Origin of the sequence: Sorangium sp. So ce1504 (assembly GCF_051521635.1) — a bacterium.
Lineage (GTDB): Bacteria > Myxococcota_A > Polyangia > Polyangiales > Polyangiaceae > Sorangium > Sorangium cellulosum_B.
This window is the reverse complement of record NZ_CP150365.1, coordinates 9,877,420-9,893,628: the sequence shown is the minus strand read 5'-3', so window position 1 is coordinate 9,893,628 and position 16,209 is coordinate 9,877,420. Positions and strand designations below refer to the sequence as shown.

At 70.8% G+C, this 16,209-nt stretch carries 12 protein-coding genes; 7 read left to right on the top strand and 5 right to left on the bottom strand.

Annotated features, from left to right (window positions below; all coding sequences use genetic code 11):
• Positions 1-38: 38 nt before the first annotated feature.
• The gene (locus WMF39_RS37265) at positions 39-1,016 is read left to right on the top strand and encodes a hypothetical protein (RefSeq protein ID WP_437741232.1); all 978 of its coding nucleotides are present in this window, start codon (positions 39-41) and stop codon (positions 1,014-1,016) included.
• A gap of 44 nt (positions 1,017-1,060) precedes the next feature.
• On the opposite strand, the gene WMF39_RS37260 is transcribed toward WMF39_RS37265, so the two are convergent.
• From WMF39_RS37260 to WMF39_RS37250, 3 genes are all read right to left on the bottom strand, one after another.
• Positions 1,061-2,065: a hypothetical protein gene (locus WMF39_RS37260; RefSeq protein WP_437741231.1), complete on the bottom strand. Its 1,005-nt coding sequence runs from the start codon at positions 2,063-2,065 to the stop codon at positions 1,061-1,063.
• A 41-nt stretch (positions 2,066-2,106) separates the two neighbouring features.
• Positions 2,107-3,522, bottom strand: a complete 1,416-nt coding sequence (locus tag WMF39_RS37255; RefSeq protein ID WP_437741230.1) for a protein-disulfide reductase DsbD family protein — start codon at positions 3,520-3,522, stop codon at positions 2,107-2,109.
• A 64-nt stretch (positions 3,523-3,586) separates the two neighbouring features.
• Positions 3,587-4,285 carry a tetratricopeptide repeat protein gene (locus WMF39_RS37250; protein WP_437741229.1) on the bottom strand — a complete coding sequence of 233 codons (699 nt, stop codon included), beginning with the start codon at positions 4,283-4,285 and terminating at the stop codon, positions 3,587-3,589.
• Positions 4,286-4,692: 407 nt separating this feature from the next.
• Here WMF39_RS37250 and WMF39_RS37245 point away from each other — a divergent pair, with 407 nt between their 5' ends.
• The 5 genes from WMF39_RS37245 to WMF39_RS37225 all read left to right on the top strand — a co-directional run bounded on the left by WMF39_RS37245 (position 4,693) and on the right by WMF39_RS37225 (position 10,495).
• The gene (locus tag WMF39_RS37245; protein ID WP_437741228.1) at positions 4,693-5,157 is read left to right on the top strand and encodes a hypothetical protein; all 465 of its coding nucleotides are present in this window, start codon (positions 4,693-4,695) and stop codon (positions 5,155-5,157) included.
• Entirely contained in the window at positions 5,154-5,489 is a 336-nt protein-coding gene (locus tag WMF39_RS37240; protein WP_437741227.1) for a hypothetical protein, read from the top strand. Before WMF39_RS37245 ends, WMF39_RS37240 begins: the two co-directional genes overlap by 4 nt.
• A gap of 256 nt (positions 5,490-5,745) precedes the next feature.
• Positions 5,746-6,864, top strand: a complete 1,119-nt coding sequence (locus WMF39_RS37235) for a hypothetical protein (protein WP_437741226.1) — start codon at positions 5,746-5,748, stop codon at positions 6,862-6,864.
• 166 nt (positions 6,865-7,030) lie between these two features.
• Positions 7,031-8,632, top strand: coding sequence for a DUF2254 family protein (locus tag WMF39_RS37230; protein ID WP_437741225.1), 1,602 nt, complete (start codon positions 7,031-7,033; stop codon positions 8,630-8,632).
• 195 nt (positions 8,633-8,827) lie between these two features.
• Positions 8,828-10,495 carry a serine/threonine protein kinase gene (locus WMF39_RS37225; protein WP_437741224.1) on the top strand — a complete coding sequence of 556 codons (1,668 nt, stop codon included), beginning with the start codon at positions 8,828-8,830 and terminating at the stop codon, positions 10,493-10,495.
• A 75-nt stretch (positions 10,496-10,570) separates the two neighbouring features.
• On the opposite strand, the gene WMF39_RS37220 is transcribed toward WMF39_RS37225, so the two are convergent.
• Together WMF39_RS37220 and WMF39_RS37215 are read right to left on the bottom strand one after the other, a co-directional pair.
• A complete protein-coding gene (locus tag WMF39_RS37220; protein ID WP_437741223.1) occupies positions 10,571-12,103 on the bottom strand; it encodes a helicase HerA domain-containing protein in 1,533 nt (510 codons plus the stop codon).
• Between the two features lie 250 nt (positions 12,104-12,353).
• Complete coding sequence (locus WMF39_RS37215) at positions 12,354-13,037, bottom strand: FxLYD domain-containing protein (RefSeq protein ID WP_437741222.1); 684 nt, start codon at positions 13,035-13,037, stop codon at positions 12,354-12,356.
• Positions 13,038-14,530: 1,493 nt separating this feature from the next.
• Between WMF39_RS37215 and WMF39_RS37210 the strand changes: the two genes are divergently transcribed.
• Complete coding sequence (locus WMF39_RS37210) at positions 14,531-16,204, top strand: DUF1592 domain-containing protein (RefSeq protein WP_437741221.1); 1,674 nt, start codon at positions 14,531-14,533, stop codon at positions 16,202-16,204.
• Positions 16,205-16,209: the final 5 nt, after the last annotated feature.

The following is a 16,209-nucleotide window of genomic DNA, read 5'->3' as shown; positions in this document are numbered from 1 at the left end:
CACGCAACTCGCGACGCGCGGCGGTCGACCCACCTCGCGTGCACCCGAACCACCGATCCATCGCAAGCTCCGCTCTCTTCCTCCTCGGCGCGCTCGCCTGCGCCCTGTTCACCCGGCAGGCGCGCGCCGAGCTCCCCCTCGACGACGAGCCCACGGCGCTCGACCCGCGCGTGGACCGCCTCGACACCGCGCCCCACGAGCTCTGGGCTGCGTCCCCGGGCAGCGCGCAGCCGCTCTGGCTCGCGGTGGAGCTCGGGATCGCTCGGCTCGAAGGGGGCGAGCGCTCCCTCACCGGCATGCTGCTCGCGAGCATCCCCCTCGAGCGGCTATCCGCCCGCCCTGGCGCGCCGTCTCCACCGCCCGCCGTCGCCGAACCTGCTGCGCCTCGGCTGAAGCCTGCCCCGGCGACCCCGAGCCCGCCACGCGCGGCGCCGGAGATCGAGCTCCCGGAGCCGCCTCCGCCCGCGCAGCCAGCCGAGGCCGAGCCGTCGCTCCCGCTGCCGGTCCGGGTCACGCCGGCGATGGCCCGCGCGATCGTCGAGGCGGCGCTGCGGCGATCCCGCCTCCTCGATCCCGAGGCGCGCATCGACGCGATCGCGTCGCGCGCGCGGACGTCGTCGCTCTTCCCGGAGCTCCGGCTCCGCGTCTCTCGGCTCGTCGATGAAGCGGAGAGCCTGGCCCCCACGGAGTACGATCCGGCGCGAAGGACGGCGTCCGGCGGCACGAGCCTGTGGCTCGAGGCGCGCGCGACGTGGCGGCTCGACCGGATCGTCTTCGCCGACGAGGAGATCGCGCTGGAGCGCCTCCGCCGCGAGCGCGCCGAGCTGCAAACGAAGCTCACGGCGCGCGTCCTCGAGCTGCTCTTCGCGTGGCAGCGCGCCGTCGCGCTCGCGGCCGATCCGGGCCAGAGCCCCGAGGAGCACCGCGCCGCGACGCTCGCGGCGCTCGAAGCGGAGGCGTCCCTCGACCTGCTCACCGGCGGCTGGATGACGCGGTGGCGCGCTGCGCGCGAGTGAGCCCGCGCGCCTCCGCCTGCGCAGGGCGCCCGCGCGCTGCAGGGCTACAGGATGGTCTGCGAGAGCGTCACCGCGCGCCTGCCGGTACCGGCGTCTCCGTCGGGATCGGTCACCGTCACCTCGACCTCCACGACCTTCCCGAGCAGCTCCTCGATCTTCCGCTCGCCATCCAGCCGGAACCGCAGCCCGGCGAGCTTGCAGAAGCCGCCTTCGTCGGGATCCAGGGTGAAGATGACCTCGAGCGGCTCGATCGCATAGCCGAGCTCGGGCACGATGCCGTTCACCACGGTGAGCGAGCCGGATCGGCGCAGGTTCTTGAGACGGATGGCGACGAAGATGTGGTAGCCGCCTTGAGGTCCAGCCTCCACCTGGACCTCGTCGAGGTCATCGAGCGGGAAGTAGTCGGCCTGCCCCTCCCCGACGATGACGACCGGCTCGCCCCCGGCGGCCGGCTTGCAGACGTCCGGCTCCGCGCCCGCGTTCCACGAGGTGCTGTAGGGCTCGAGCTGCCGGGGATCCACGTCGGGGGCGCTGCAGCCGCCGGCCACGCAGGTCTGCGGCGCCGGGCAAGTGGCCGCCCCGGGCGCGACGACGCACTCCCGCTCGAGGCGCACCCGCAGCAGCAGCGTGCGGCCGCCGATCACCCGGGTCGACGCGGTGCGGGTGAGCAGCGGACCCTCGGCGTCCTCCGCTCCGAACGCCTCCAGGGAGATCTCCACGGCCGTGCCATCCTCGAGATCGCTGAAGAAGAACTCCCGCGGGAAGAACAGCTGCCCGTTCTTCTGCGCCAGCGCGTCCTCGTGGACCACGTCTCCGCCGGCCCGCAGGACGACGCGCAGCAGGTCGATGTCGGCGCCCGCGCGGAGCTCGCTCGTCACCCCGATCACCACGGTCCCGGTGGTGGGCCCCGCAGCGCCGCAGCCTGCGACGAGCAGGGCGCAGAGCGCGAGGGCGGCGAGCAGGAAGGTGCGGATGTTCGTGGCGGCCTGGCGGCGATGGGCGCGGCGCCCATCGCTCCCTCCTCGCGGCGTTCGGTCCTCCTGAGCCATGCCGACGGCGTGTGCGGCGCGCTGCTGCCAGGCGCAGCGCGCTACTGGATGCCTTCGAGCGCGGCCAGGAACACGTCCGGGCCGACGAAGTCGTTGAACCGCTTCCGCTCGGCGCCGGTGGAGTCGTACAGCACCACCGTGGGCAGGCCGACGACCTTGTACTTGCCCTTCACCGCGTCGATCTGCGGATCCTCGTCGTCCGTGGCGTCGACCTTCACCGCGACGAAGTGCGCCGCCTTGGCCATGACACGGGGATCCGAGAAGGTCTCCTTCGCGAGCTGCTTGCAGGCGCCGCACCACTCCGCGGTGAAGTCCACGAGCAGCGGGCGCCCTTCCGCCTTCGCCTTGGAGACGGCCACCGGCTCCTCGTGCAGCCACGTGAGCTGCGGCGACACGGCCTCGCCGGCCACCGCCGACGGGACGGGCGAGGCGAGCTTTGGCAGATCCAGGCTCGCGACGAGCAGGAAGCTGCTGGCCACCGTGAGCGCGATCCCGGCCCCCTTGCGGGCCTTCACGCCGGTGCCTCCGTCGTCCCAGGAGAGGTGCACCGCGCCGAGCGCGAGGCCGACCGCGACGAGGCCCGCCATGACGGCCATGAACTGCGGCGTGGGCTGCGCGAGCGACGACAGCGCCGGGAAGGTCGTCTTCAGGAAATAGAGCGCGACGACCATCATCACGATCCCGAAGAACGACTTCACCCCCAGCATCCACTTGCCGCCCTTCGGCAGCGCGAACGCGAAGGCGCCGACGAGCCAGAACGGCAGGCCGAGCCCGAGGGAGAAGGTGGCGCCGACCAGCGCGCCGAGGCCGACGTTCTGGGTCTTCCCGATCCAGAGAATGATGCCCGTGAGGACAGGCCCGGTGCACGGCGCAGCGACGAGGCCGCTCACCAGACCGAGCAGGAAGGCGCCGCCGTAGCCGATGCCCCCGACCTGCGAGAGCCGCTGCATCAGGGTGTCCGGCAGCGTCATCTCGAACGCGCCGAACATGGACAGCGAGAGCGCGATGAACACCGCCGCGATGCCGACGATGACCCACCTGTTCGAGAGCACGCCGCCGAACAGGCTGCCCGTGAGCGCCGCGGCCACGAGCATCGTCGTGAAGAGCACGACGATCCCGAGCACGAAGCTCGTCGAGAGCAGCATCGCCTCGCGCCGGGACTTCGCCTCCCGCGCCCCGAAGATGCTCACCGTGATGGCGATCATCGGGTACACGCAGGGGGTGAGGCACGTGAGCAGCCCGCCCCCGAGCGCGGCGAGCGCGGCGAAGAGCGGGCCAGCCTCCAGACCGCGGGTGAAGAGATCGCGCGGATCATCGGCCAGCGCGAGCGCCGGGGACGCGAGCGTGGCGAGCGCGGCCAGCGCCGGGAGCACGCGTCCGAGCGCGCCGCGCGCGCCGCGTCGGACACCCGCCGGCGCGGCGCCGGCGCTTGCCTTGAAACGAGTCGAAGCGGTCATCACCAAGGTTCTATAGCAAAGCGATCGGGGTCGTGCGGCGGGCCGCCGTCCGTTCAGGCCGGCATCAGCGTTCCGCGAGGGACGCGAGCGTCCGGCGCGCCGCCTCGATCTCCGCGCCGAGCGCGATCGCGACCGCGGCCCTCCCCGAGGTGCTCCGCTGGACGAAGGCTTCCAGGTATTTCTTGGCCTCGTCCCAGCGATGGTCGAAGTAGGCCATCTGCCCGAGCACGAACCGGCCGTAACCCTGGCCTGCCGGCACCTCCGAGAGCCGATCGATCAGCGCGCCGAGCCCCTCCACCGGCTTGCCGCTCTCGCACTGCACGACGGCGAGGTGCCCCTGGTAGAGCGGCTTGTCCCGCGTGCCCCAGCGCGCCGCTCGTGTGAGCGCGCCGATCGCCTCGTCGTACCGGCGCGCCAGGTGATACACGCTGCCCAGCGTCCACCAGTGGAACGCCCTCCGGCTCGCCGGCCCCGTGCGCGCCGCCAGCCGGAGGTGCCCGACGGCCCCATCGATGTCCCCGAGGGCCTGCTTCGCGCGCGCCGCGTCCTGGTGGGCGACGTCGCTCAGCACGCCGAGCGCCAGGATCTGCTCCGCCACCTCGGCTGCCCGCTCGAAGCGGCGTGTCTCGAAATACGCGAGGTAGAGCTGCCGCAGCAGCATGGCCTGCGTCGTCCTGTCGAGCGGCCCCCGGAGCGACAGGCCCCGCCGCGCCCAGATCGCGCGCGATCGCGGGGTCGCCGCGCCCAGCGCGCGCCGCAACATCTCCTCCGCTGTCAGCGCCGCCGCGGGCGCGCGCCGTCGCGGCGCCTTGCTCGGCCGTTTCTCTCGTGGAGCATTGGGGCCAGCGTCATTCCCGCTGCCCGCAACGGACTGCGCCGTCGCTTTCGTGCGTCGCCGCGTACCCCCGGGGCCCGTACGGACGGATCGAGCGCCGCCCACGCTGTCACCGTGCTCGCTCGCCTTGCGCACAGAAAGCAATTCTAACAGACCTGCACACGCGTTCCAGCAATACGCGACGTTTCCATCTTGACTCGGGCCACATGGCTGGCAGGTGGCCGGTCGTGGACGACGGCGGTGTGCCGGCTGGGGTTGGCCGTTCGCCAGTACGGGCTGTCGGCTTCGGCTGGACCTTGTTGCGCCCCACCGAGCGTGGCGCCATCGTCGCGGCCATGCGTCGCCGTCCTGGCTCAACTTCCCTTCAAAGGAGGCGGTATTCCGTCTCCACGGTCTCCGGCAACCTGGGTCGGGTCCTCAACCTGGGTCGGGTCCTCAACCTGGGTCGGGTCCTCAACCTGGGTCGGGTCCTCAACCTGGGTCGGGTCCTCAACCTGGGTCGCGTCTTCAGGCTCGCGCCATGCTTGGCCTTGCTCGCCGGCCTGCCGCTTCTGGCCGGGTGCGGGCACCCGGCCAGCCGCGACGAGTGCGAGGCCATCTTCCGGAGGAGCGCCGAGATCGAGCTCCGGGCGCAGAACGTCGTCGACCCGAAGATCGTCGAGGAGCGCACGGCGGCGGTGCGGGACGCCCGCGGCAAGGAGCTCATCGACAGGTGCGTCGGGCGCCGCATCACCGATGCTGCGATGGTGTGCGTCCGGCAGGCAACGACCCCGGAGCAGGTCGATAAGTGTCTGGAGTGACGCGCCCCGCGACCCGCGCCGACGTCCTGGCAACCCTGGCGATCGTCCTGCTGGTGCTCGGTATCCTTGTGGGGCGCGCCGCGCTCCGCCGCGCCGCTCCACGCCCGTCCGCCGAGGCGTGCGCCGCGCTCCTCGATCGGTACGTCGAGCTCGTCCTGCGCGCGGCCAACCCCGAGCCCGCTGCCTCCCAGGTGGCCGAGAGGACCGCGATGGCGCGCGCGACCGCCGGGGAGCGCGGCTTCGTCCGCTGCGAGGCCGACCTCACGCAGGCGGAGGTGGCGTGCGCCCTCCAGGCGGGAACTGCGGACGACCTGGAGCGCTGTCTGCCCTGACGCGACCAGCGCGCGGTCCGCGGAGGACCAGCCCCGACATGCTCCCCTACCGAGGAGACGGTGAAGGAGCGGCGGAGGACGGGCGGAGGACGGGCGGAGGACGGGCGGAGGACGGCAGAAGAACGGCGGAGGAACGTGAAGGGACGCCGGCGCGCTGCGAATCGTTCCGGGCGCGCCGCGCTGTGATAGTCTCGGCCGTGGCGAGCGCTCCCCGCTGGCGCGATCTCCTCACCTCCCCACCCTCGGATTGCCTGTCGTGAAAGCCCCGTCGCCCTTGCTCGGCTTCAACAACAACGTCCGGCACAAGGGGCGGTTGTTCCACATACAGACTGAGGACTCGGGCATTCGCCATCCTCACATCATCACGCACCTCTTCGCCGACGGCGGGCGCATCCTCAAGACCACGAAGACCTCGTACGCGGAGCACGTCGGTCAGGCCTCGCTCGCGGAGACGGTCCGCGGCCTCATGAAGGAGCAGCACAAGGCGATGTTCATCGCCCTGCGCGACGGTCATTTCGACTACCTCTTCGACGACACCGCCGCCCCGCCCGTGTCAGCAGGCGCCGTGTCCGCAGGAGCCGCCCCCGCCCCGTCGCATCCGGAGGCGAGCAAGCCCGCGCGGGCGTCGTCGCCGTCGTCGCCCGAGGTGACGGGCGCGCCGAAGCCGCCCCCGCCGTCCCGGCCCCTCACGCCGCCCGTCATGCCGCCCGTCGTGCCCGATGCGTCGCCGCGCCCGAAGCCGGCAGCCGCGCCGACGCCGGCGCCCAGGCCCGCCGCGCCGCCCGCAAGGCCAGCGGCCGCGCCCCTCGCCACGGCGCCGCGCGCCCCGGCGGCCGAGCCGGCGCCCGCTTCGGCCGGCGGGCGCCCCCGGCTAGAGCTCGATCCCGTCGCGCTCCAGGCGCTCGGCGGCGGGCGCGCGGCCAGCCCGCTCGCCGGCAGGGCCGTACGCCCGGCGTCGCCCGCCGAGATCAAGCCCGAACAACCGTCCATCGATCTCGATCTCGATGCGCTGGAGCGCGCCGCAGCCGAGGCACAGACGCCGTTCTTTCAGCAGATCCAGGACCTCCCGCCGCCGCCAGCGTCGGTGATCGGGCGGCGGGCGGAGTCCGCGGCCTCCGGCGCCGGGGTCTACAGCAATGTCCACCCCGAGCAGCCCGTCGCGCCGCCCGCGCCCCAGGTCGCGGTCGAGCATTTCTCGGGCGGCCCTGGCTCCGGCCGCTACGCGGCCTCGCGCCCGGCCAGCATCTTCGCGACGAACCGGCCGGCGGAGGGCGCCTCGATCTTCGGTGAGGACCTGATCAGCGAGAAATCGCTCGACGAGGTGATCCTCAGCTACCTCGCGGAAGATCTCGACAGCCCCCCGGAGAAGAAATAGCCGGGCTGCCGCCTGGCGTGGCGGACGCGTGGAGCAGGTGCGTGGGGGGCAGCGTGGAGCGGGAGGGCAGGCGGGTCGGCAAGCAGGTCGACCGAGCGGCGGTCACCTGATGAGACCCGATCGGACCGCAGACGACGCCGAACGACAGCGTCGCAGGGGCGCGACCATGGCCCGCATCTGGCTGCGGCCGATGTCGTATCTCCTGGGCGTCAGCGTCGCGACCCTCGCCGTCGTCCACCTGCTCGACGTCGCGCGACACGAGAACGCGCACCTCTCGCTCTGGGAGGTGTTTGCGCGCATGTCGCCGAGCGACGCCGAGCACATCATGGGCGGCATCGGCGAGGTCATCGCCGCCATCCTCGGCATCGTCATCACGGTCGCGTCCATCATCGTGCAGCTCGCCGCGAACCGTTACACGCCGCGGATCACCGAGATGTTCTTCCGCGACCGGACGAACATGCTCGTGATGGGCTTCTTCGTCGTCAGCGCGGTGTTCTCGCTGTGGGTCAACTTCTCGATCCGCGTCGGCGGGGGCGCCCCGACCGAGGACGTCTTCGTCCCCGTCTACGGCGTCCTCGTCACGATGGGGCTGCTCACCGCGAGCCTGCTCATGATGGCGCCCTACTTCGGGTACGTGTTCGACTTCGTCGAGCCCGACAACGTGGTCCGGCGGATCAAGACGAGCGGCGTCGAGCAGGCGCTGCGCCCCGCGGGCGGAGAGGGTGAGGCCGAGGTCGACGAGCGGCGGGTGACGGCGCTCTCGTCGCTGGAGCAGCTCGCCGACGTGGCGCTCAACGCGATCGACCAGAAGGACAAGGGGATCGCGTCGAAGACGATCGACTCGCTGTCGGAGCTCGTCGTCGCGTACCTGCCCCACAAGGCGACGCTGGATCCGCGCTGGTTCCAGATCCGCGATCGCCTCGCGAAGGACACCGACTTCGTGAGCATGAACGCCGAGGCGCTCGGCAAGCTGTCGACCGCGCGGACCTGGCTCGAGTACAAGGCGCTCCGCCAGTTCTTGATGGTCTATCGCGAGGCGCTCACGGCGATGCCCGACCTCATCACGCGCATCGCCATCGACACGCGCTACATCGGGCAGACCGCCATCGCCGCAGGAGACCGGGCGGCCGTCGCGGTCGTCGTGAAGTTCTTCAACACCTACATGCGCAGGTCGCTCAACGCGAAGGACATCGCCGCGGCCTACAACAACCTGAACCAGTACCGCTACCTCGCGGAGGAGCTGCTCAAGGCGGGGTGGGGGGATCAGGTCCTCGAGATCGCGCGTCATTTCAAGTACTACGCGCAGACGGCGCACGCGATGGGGCTCGCGTTCCTCACCGAGACCGTCGCGTTCGATCTCTGCGTGGTCAACGAGCGCGCGTACGACCTGCACGCACCTGCCCGGGACGAGCTGCTCCAGCTCTTCCTCGAGGTGGACAAGGAAGCGGAGCTCGATCAGCAGGAGCCGTCGCTCCGCGGCGTCCGCAAGGCGCAGGTCAAGCTCGCCACGTACTACCTGCAGAAGGGTGAGGAGGCGCTCGCGCGGAAGATCTACCGCGACATGCGCGACGAGCGGCCCGACAGGCTGCGCTCCATCCGCGCGGAGCTCCTGGCCGTGACGAGCAACGAGTTCTGGGAGATCAACGACCGGGGCGCCGTGTTCGAGTACATCGAGCCCGAGCGGCGCCAGCTCATCCACCGCTTCTTCGAGTGGTTCCCGGCGACGACCATGCGGGAGCCGATCCGCGAGGAGCACACGCAGGAGTGAGCGAGGCGTGAGCGGCGCCCTCTCGGTGAGGCGGGCCCCAGTCCATGCAGGCTGGATCTGCGCCGGGCATCGACGCGGTGATTCCTGCGGCGCGCGGGCAGCGGTAGGATCGGGCATGCCTTGCTTGCACCCTCTCCACCCCGAGCAGGAGGGCTAGCCTCGACGGAGTCGAGATCGAGCGCTGCACACCACGAGATGCCTGCCTCCCGCCCGCGTCGCAAGAACGCCGAGTCCGATCCGCCGCCGGAGCTGTTCGCCGGCAAGTACCGGCTCATCCGGATGCTGGGCAAGGGCGGGATGGGGGAGGTGTGGCTCGCCGAGGAGGGGCCTCCCGACCTCCGGCGCCACGTCGCGCTGAAGCGGCTGGTCCCGAGGCCAGGGCTCGGCGAGAGCGCGAGGGAGTCGTTCTTCGCCGAGGCCCTGGTGATCGCGCGGCTCGATCACCCGAACGTCGTCCGGCTGGTCGAGTTCGGGGAATTCGAGGGCTCCGTGTACCTCGCGCTCGACTACATCGACGGCCCTGCCCTCGATCGCGTGCTCAGGAAGGTGGGCGCGTTCTCGCCGCGCGCCGTGGCCTACATCGGCCGGGAGATGGCGAGGGCGCTCGAGGCGGTGCACAGCCTGTGCGAGGACGAAGGGCAGAGCTACGCGGTCGTCCACCGCGACGTCTCGCCGTCCAACATCCTGATCGGGCGGGACGGCCGCGTCTGCCTGACCGACTTCGGCGTCGCGCGGATACCGGGCCTCGCGGACGAGCAGTCCGAGAGCAGCGTGTTCAAGGGGAAGCTCCCGTACATGCCTCCGGAGCAGGCGCGCGGGGAGCCGTTCGACGGGCGCGCGGACGTGTTCTCCCTGGGGATCACGCTCCTGGAGGCGCTGCTCGGCAGCCGCGTGCGCAAGGCCGAGACGCAGAGACAGCTGATCATGGGCGTCGCGTCGCTGCCGATCCCTCGCACGCGCGAGCTCCTGCCCGACCTGAGCGCGCGGCTCTCGGCTGCGCTCGACGCGGCGACCGAGTTCTCCATCGAGAAGCGGACCGCCAGCGCGGGCAGGCTGGCCGGCGATCTGGAGCAAGTGCTCCGCGACATGGGCCACGGCGCCGAGGAAGAGGCCCGGAGCGAGCTGAAGGAGCACGTCGAGGCCTGCATCGCGAGGACGGGCTCGCTGAGCGGCGCCGGTCACCGCGCCTCACCGTCGCTCCCTCCGGAGAGCGCGCCGAGACAGAGCTCGCCGGGCCTCGGGCGAAAGGCGCCGGCGGTCGCGACCACGTCCGCTGACCGTAGGTCGGTCCGCCCGTCGTCGCCCGATGGACGGCACGGCGTTCCTGCGGCGGGCCGCAGCGACGCCCCGCTCCCTCTCGGCGCCGCGACGGGCTCGCTCTCGGTGCAGTACCTCGATTTCGACGGCCCGGACGATGTTCCGCAGCGCCCGCGCCTGCACGCGATGTCGACCACGCCGGAGGGGGAGCTCCAGCGAGGGCTGGCCGCGGTCCAGGCTGCGAACGGCGTCGCTTCCACGGCGAGCACGCCGCCCGTCGCGGGCAGGCCATCCGGGGCGAGCAGGCCGCCCGTCGCGGGCAGGCCATCCGGAGCGAGCACGCCGCCCGTCGCGGGCAGGCCATCCGGAGCGAGCACGCCGCCCGTCGCGGGCAGGCCGCCTGGAGAGAGCAGGCCGCCGGCAGGCAGCGAGCCGATCGCGGTGCCGGCGGTGCACGCCGGCGGGGAGGCGGCGCCTGGTGAGGAGCCCGCGTCTACCGGGCTCAGCGCCGAGCAGCTGCGGCGCAAACGGACGATCTTCTATGCAGGGCTGTTCGTGCTCGGGACGCTGGCGACGATCCGCCTGATCTTCGTTTCCTACTGCTAGCGCAGCTCGGGCGGCGCCTGCGCGCCTCGAGCGTCTGGGCGCCCCCGCCAGGGCTCGGCTCGGAGCCGCCTCTCGTCAGCCGCTCTGGATCGCGCGGAGCACGGCCGCCTCGTTGAGCGCGTGACGGCCGCCCTGGAGCGAGGCGAAGCCCGCGCGGGCGAGCGCGGTGAGCGCGTGCGCGGCGCGCCGGATCTCGACCTGGCTGCGTGAGCCGCCGCGGGCGGCGAGCTCCTCCGCGGTCAGCGCCGCGCCGCGGGCGAGCAGCTTCGCGGCCAGCGCGACGTGCGCCACGGACCGGGGGGATCGGCGCCGCGCGTGGCTCCTCGCGGCGCTCACCATCTGCTTGACGCCGCGCACCTCGAGCATCGTGGTGGCCGGCATCGCGAGATCCCGGAGCGACGGAGAGGCCGGTTTCGCGATGATCTTCACGGCCGCGCCGCCCGATGCCGCGGCGGGCGCGAGCGCGGGCGCCCCAGCGACGCGGTCCATGGGCGCGCCGAGCGCGGGAGCCGCGGGGGCGCGCGGAGCGGCAGCCGCCGGCGCCTGCGCGACCTCGCCATGGCCAACGCGCGCCACGATCTCGCTCTGGATAACCACCTTGACGACGCCGGCCACCTGAAGCGCGGTGCGCAGCTGCCCGGCCTCGGCCTCGGCGGCTCTGCGCGCCTCGTCGGCCCGGGCGAGCTGCTGCTGGAGCCGGCGGATCTCGGCCCGCAGCGCGGCGCTCGGATCCGGGCCTTGCTGGCTCGCGCTCTCGGCCGCGAGCGCCTCGCGCAGCTCGTCGAGGAGCGTGCTCAGCGTGGCGTCCGCGACGCGCGGCACGCCGCCGGGCTCACCGGTCCAGCTCGGCGCCTCGCCGCCGTGGGCGGTGTGGCGGGCGCGCCAGCGCTCGAATCCCCCGGCGGCGGGCAGGAAGAACTCGCCGGCCGGGAGCGCGCGGAACTCCTCGAACGTGTGCCCGTCGACGAGCGCCCTCACCGCGTCGTAGTCGCGCTCGATCTCGAAGCCGCCGATGGCGGGGAAGTTGAGCTGGCTCATGAGCTCCTTCGAGACCGCCTGCGTGCGCTGGCTGGCGACGACGAGGAGGACGCCGCGCTTGCGGCCCTGCTTCGCGAACCGGTGCAAGATGTCCGAGGTGAGCGACGCGCCCGATTGAGGCGCGAAGATGTGCACCTCCTCGATCACGACGGCCGCCGGGGCGCGGCGCTCCGAGAGGAGGACCCAGAGCCGCTCGAGGAACGGGAGCGCGGCCTCTTGCTGGGAGCGGCTCGTCGGCTGATCCGACAGATCGACGATGAGGCCGAGCCCTTCGTCGAGCACCCTCGCGAGCGCGATCTCCGCCGCGCGCTCGCCGGAGGGCAGCGGCAGGTCCGCGTGGGCGCCCCCGAGGACGAGGACGCGGAACCGCTCGCGCAGCGTGTAGAGCTCCCCCTCGGGATCGATCGCGACGACAGGGATGCCGGCGGCGAGCAGCTCCTCGCAGAGGACCCCGACGCCGAAGCTCTTGCCCCGGCCGGAGGAGGCCCAGATGCCGACCCGCAGCCCGGTGCGCGCGTAGTCGGAGAGGTCGAGCTGGTAGCCGTCGCAGAGGGAGAGGATGGGGCTCACTGGGTCGCTTCGGGCCGGGGGTAGGATCGGCGCGCTCGTGGTGAACTGTAGGCGAGCGCGCGGACGCGCGGGAGGCGGGGGCAGCATCGCGGCGGAGTCAAAGGCCACAGGGCATGTCGCGCCTCTCTGCGATCGGGCGCGGCCCGCGCTACGGGCTCATCCGCGCCGTTCGGCTCGCTGCGGCGTACCTTCCTGCGCCTCATTCGCCTGCCCCTGGCCGAATCCGTACCACACGAACCTGCACCCCGCTTCACGGAGGAACCGAAACCGTCGGATAGGCGACGTGACCAACGCCGACATCGTCCACGGTAGTCGTCTCGAAGGTCCAGATCCCGCCGGGCGGAATGTCGGCGGCCGCGCTGCTCGTCGCCATGCCGAGCGGCCGTCCGACTCGATTCACCGGGAAGACCGTTATCTTGGGATCGCTCACTGCCACATCGAGTCGGTTCTCGAGCGTGCCCATGTAGGCGCTCCCGGCGCCTCTGCCGACGGTCTTCACCTCGCTGACGTTGACGGCATCGACAGGGACCACGCCCACGGTGAAGGCCGGAAACCTGTGTTTCAGATACCCGAGCTCCTCGATCACGAGGTCACCTGGGAGATCCGCTGAGCCCGTCATCGCGATCTCGCCCGGGCCGATGCAGGGGATCATCACGCCAGAGCCGTCGTCCAGCCGATAGAGCCGACCGCTGAGCAAGCTGCCGCCCCAGGTTGTCACGAGCTGTTCGGCCTTGTCGATGAAGTAAAACATCAGGCCGGCGTCGCAGGACGGGGTCTCCCCGTCATTTCTGACCGCGGCGTAGAGCTCCGGGCCCGTCGCCCCCTGCACCAGGGTGAAGGCAACCAGCTTGAGCCCAGCCCCTTCCTCGTCCATGTCGGTGCTGGACAAGCCTTCCGGCACGAAATGAAGGCCCTCGCCAGGGTCCCCGCCCATGCCGCCCCCGCCCGCCTCCGAGCCGCTCGAGCCAGCTCCCGCCTCGCCGCCGCCCCCGCCTCCGCTGCTCGCGGCTCCGCCGACTGGCAGGAGGGCTCCACCGCTCCCCGACGAGCCGCCGCTGGCAGTATCCCCGCCGCTGCCGGGTCCGCTCCCGCCGTTGCCCGCCCCATCATCGGGGGGGCTCGCCGAGCATGCGAGAGGGAGGGCAAGAGCGACAGCCCCGATGACGACCAAGGACTTCGATTGCATCGTTGTGCAGAGGGCGCGGGGCAGGGAAGCTGGCTTCCGAGGGCTCACGCTAGCGTCACACCGCCTCACGGGCAAGCGCCAACCTGCTGAAGCCTGGAGAGCGAGTGTTCAAGTCCAAAAGCCCACGACTCCACGACGACGACACCGAGTCTTCATCCGCGGTAGCCCCCGCGTTCTCAGCGGCCGCCGGGCGAATCTCCTCGACGAGCGCCTCGACGCGCCCGGTCGACACCCGCACATCATCGACCCAACGCCTGGTCGAGCGGGGCCGCGCGCCCGCTCTCGCGAAGGCCGCGGAGGAAGGGGAGGCCGCGCCCTCCCATGAACCGCGTCGACGACGTCGCGAGCAAACCCGGCTTTCCGAGCCAGAAGTGACCGCCCCGACCGCAGATGACCCGATTGGCGTGATGGTCCTCACGTTGGGTGATGCGGCGCGTTGCCCACGAATGACACGAGGTTTGGAATGCCATGGTTGCACATTTGGGGACCTACTGGATTCGTGAGACCCGTGCGCCCGCGCAAGAAGCGCCGGCCTCTCGCGGCCGAGCGAGCTCTCGTCGAGCGCTCCTTAACTGCTGTCGATCGGCCGCTCGAGCCCGGCGACAGATGCTCCGTTCCCATTGGCGCTATCCAGCATGGTTGTATCTCGCGGGCGCACTTTTTAGTTTGAGAACTCGCGCGGATGGAGCTCTATCTAGAGGAAGGTTGAATCGCCCGCGCGCCGCTGGCGCGCGCAGGGCTCGACGTCAACGCCGCGTTGCGGCGTGATCGACGGGCACGGCGAGGGACATCCCCCGAACGTCGACGGCGCCTCGTGCGGTGTCGTGGTCCACGCGTACTCTCCATTCCGCGGCGCTCGAGCTCGACGGGGCGGCCGAGGAGAGCGTTTTTATGGCTCCGATCGCGCCGCCGCGCCGCGTCGCAATGACGCGCTTGGCGGCCCCTGCAGCGGCCCGCGCGCGTCGCTGTTCCGCAGCGAACTCGGCGTCCGCGCGCCAATCGGGCAGTTTCTCGAGGTCGAAGAGGGCATCAGGGCGCCGCTCGTACGCCGGTGTTTCACTATCACGTCTCCAGAGGAAGCGGTCGGCCAGACGCGCGTGATCTCCCGGATGGCGACCCTCGGACTGATTCATAACTTTTGATCCGCTCCCATGATCACTTCGGTGCGGACCGGGAATAGTGAGGTCATGCGAACGTTACGGCAACTATCGTACATTGGTACGACAACATTTTTCACCTCATTGACCTTCCTCGCTGGGTGCACCGGCGAGATAGCGCCCGGCGATGGTGAGATCACCGGCGGCGGGGAGACCTCCGGCAGCGGCAGCGGCAGCGGCAGCACCGGTTCGGGGGGCACGGACGAGCCCGACAACGGTCCCCCCGAGAAGTGCATCCCCGGCATCCCGATCACGAGCCAGATCCCTCGGCTGCTGAACCGGCAGTACGACAATACGGTGCGGGATCTCCTTGGCGTCACCAGCGTCGACAGCAAGCTGCCGTCCGAGCAGCTCGTCGACGACTTCGACGGCCCGATGACCCCTGACGCGTGGCGTCTCTATCAAGAGGTTGCCGAGAAGATCGCCAAGGCGGTGATGGCTGGGTCGAACAAGTCCAAGTTCATCAGCTGCGATCCTGCGGCGGCCGGCTGCTTGGAGCAGACCATCAAGACCTTCGGCCGCAAGGCGTTCCGTCGCCCGCTGACCGATCTGGAGGTGGCGCGGTTCCAGAAGCTGGGCCAGATTACGCCGGCAGGGACGCCCGCCGAGGTCGCCGAGGCAACGCTGGTCGGCTTCCTCGTGTCGCCGTCGTTCCTCATGCTCCCCGAGCTGGCGACCGACGCGGATGCGTCGGGTCAGGGCATCAAGCTGTCCAGCTACGAGGTGGCGACGAAGCTTTCGTACTTGCTCTGGGGCTCCGCTCCGGACGAGGTGCTGAGCGCGGCGGCCGACAGCAACGAGCTCCAGACCAAGGAGCAGATTCTGGCCCAGGCGCAGCGCATGATCGCTGTGCGCGAGAAGACCGGGCCGCTCGTGACGGCATTCCATCGCAACTGGGCGCAGATGAACAATGGAAACGCCCACTGGTGGAAGATGGATCACGACACCGAGACGTATCCGTTGTACTCCGACGCCGCCAAGCCCAGCTGGCAGGCAGAGCTCGACGCCTTCTTCGAAGACATCGCGTTCGAGAACGGTTCGTTCGACGACCTCCTCCTCAGCAATGTCGCCTTCGTCAACAAGGACAACGCGGCGATCTATGGGCTCGATCCTGCGAGCTACGGCACCGAGCTGACCAAGGTGGAGCTGGACGCCAACCAGCGGCCGGGCTTCCTGACGCGCGTCGGGTTCTTGAGCTCCTACGCGGGCTACGACGCCACGAGCCCGATCCTGCGAGGCGCGTTCATCTCGGTGTACCTGCTCGGCGTCAATCCGGGGCCGCCCATCCCCGGCGCCACCATGCAGACCGTTCAGGGCGACTTCGCAACGCAACGCGCGAGGATCGAAAAGCTGACGGAGCCGGCATCCTGCAAAGGCTGCCACTCGGTCATCAATCCTCCGGGATTCGTGATGGAGAACTTCGACGGCATCGGAAAGTGGCAGACGACCGATCCTCTTGGTGGTGCGATCGACGCAAGCGTCACGACGAACACCATCGACTTCGGCGACGGTAACGTGAAGGAGATCTCCTCTCCGCTGGCGCTCATGCAGGAAATCGCTCAGCTTCAGAAGGCCAAGCAGCTTTACGCTGAGTCGTGGGTCTCCTATGCCTTCGGGCGGGATCCGAACGGGAAAGATAAGTGCGTCGTCGATCAGATCGACATGAATCTGTCTGAGGGGGGCTACAGCATCCTCAACCTGCTGGCCGATCTCACTCAAGCGGATTCCTTCCGCGTGCGCGTCCGCGAAACGCCGTGAAAGCT

Bases quoted from the DNA above. Each gene is read 5' to 3' on its own strand.
- WMF39_RS37260 (WP_437741231.1), bottom strand. From the start codon at position 2,065: ATGGCTCAGGAGGACCGAACGCCGCGAGGAGGGAGCGATGGGCGCCGC.
- WMF39_RS37250 (WP_437741229.1), bottom strand. From the start codon at position 4,285: ATGTTGCGGCGCGCGCTGGGCGCGGCGACCCCGCGATCGCGCGCGATC.
- WMF39_RS37230 (WP_437741225.1), top strand. From the start codon at position 7,031: ATGGCCCGCATCTGGCTGCGGCCGATGTCGTATCTCCTGGGCGTCAGC.
- WMF39_RS37225 (WP_437741224.1), top strand. From the start codon at position 8,828: ATGCCTGCCTCCCGCCCGCGTCGCAAGAACGCCGAGTCCGATCCGCCG.
- WMF39_RS37215 (WP_437741222.1), bottom strand. From the start codon at position 13,037: ATGGGCGGGGACCCTGGCGAGGGCCTTCATTTCGTGCCGGAAGGCTTG.
- WMF39_RS37255 (WP_437741230.1), bottom strand. From the start codon at position 3,522: ATGACCGCTTCGACTCGTTTCAAGGCAAGCGCCGGCGCCGCGCCGGCG.
- WMF39_RS37245 (WP_437741228.1), top strand. From the start codon at position 4,693: ATGCGTCGCCGTCCTGGCTCAACTTCCCTTCAAAGGAGGCGGTATTCC.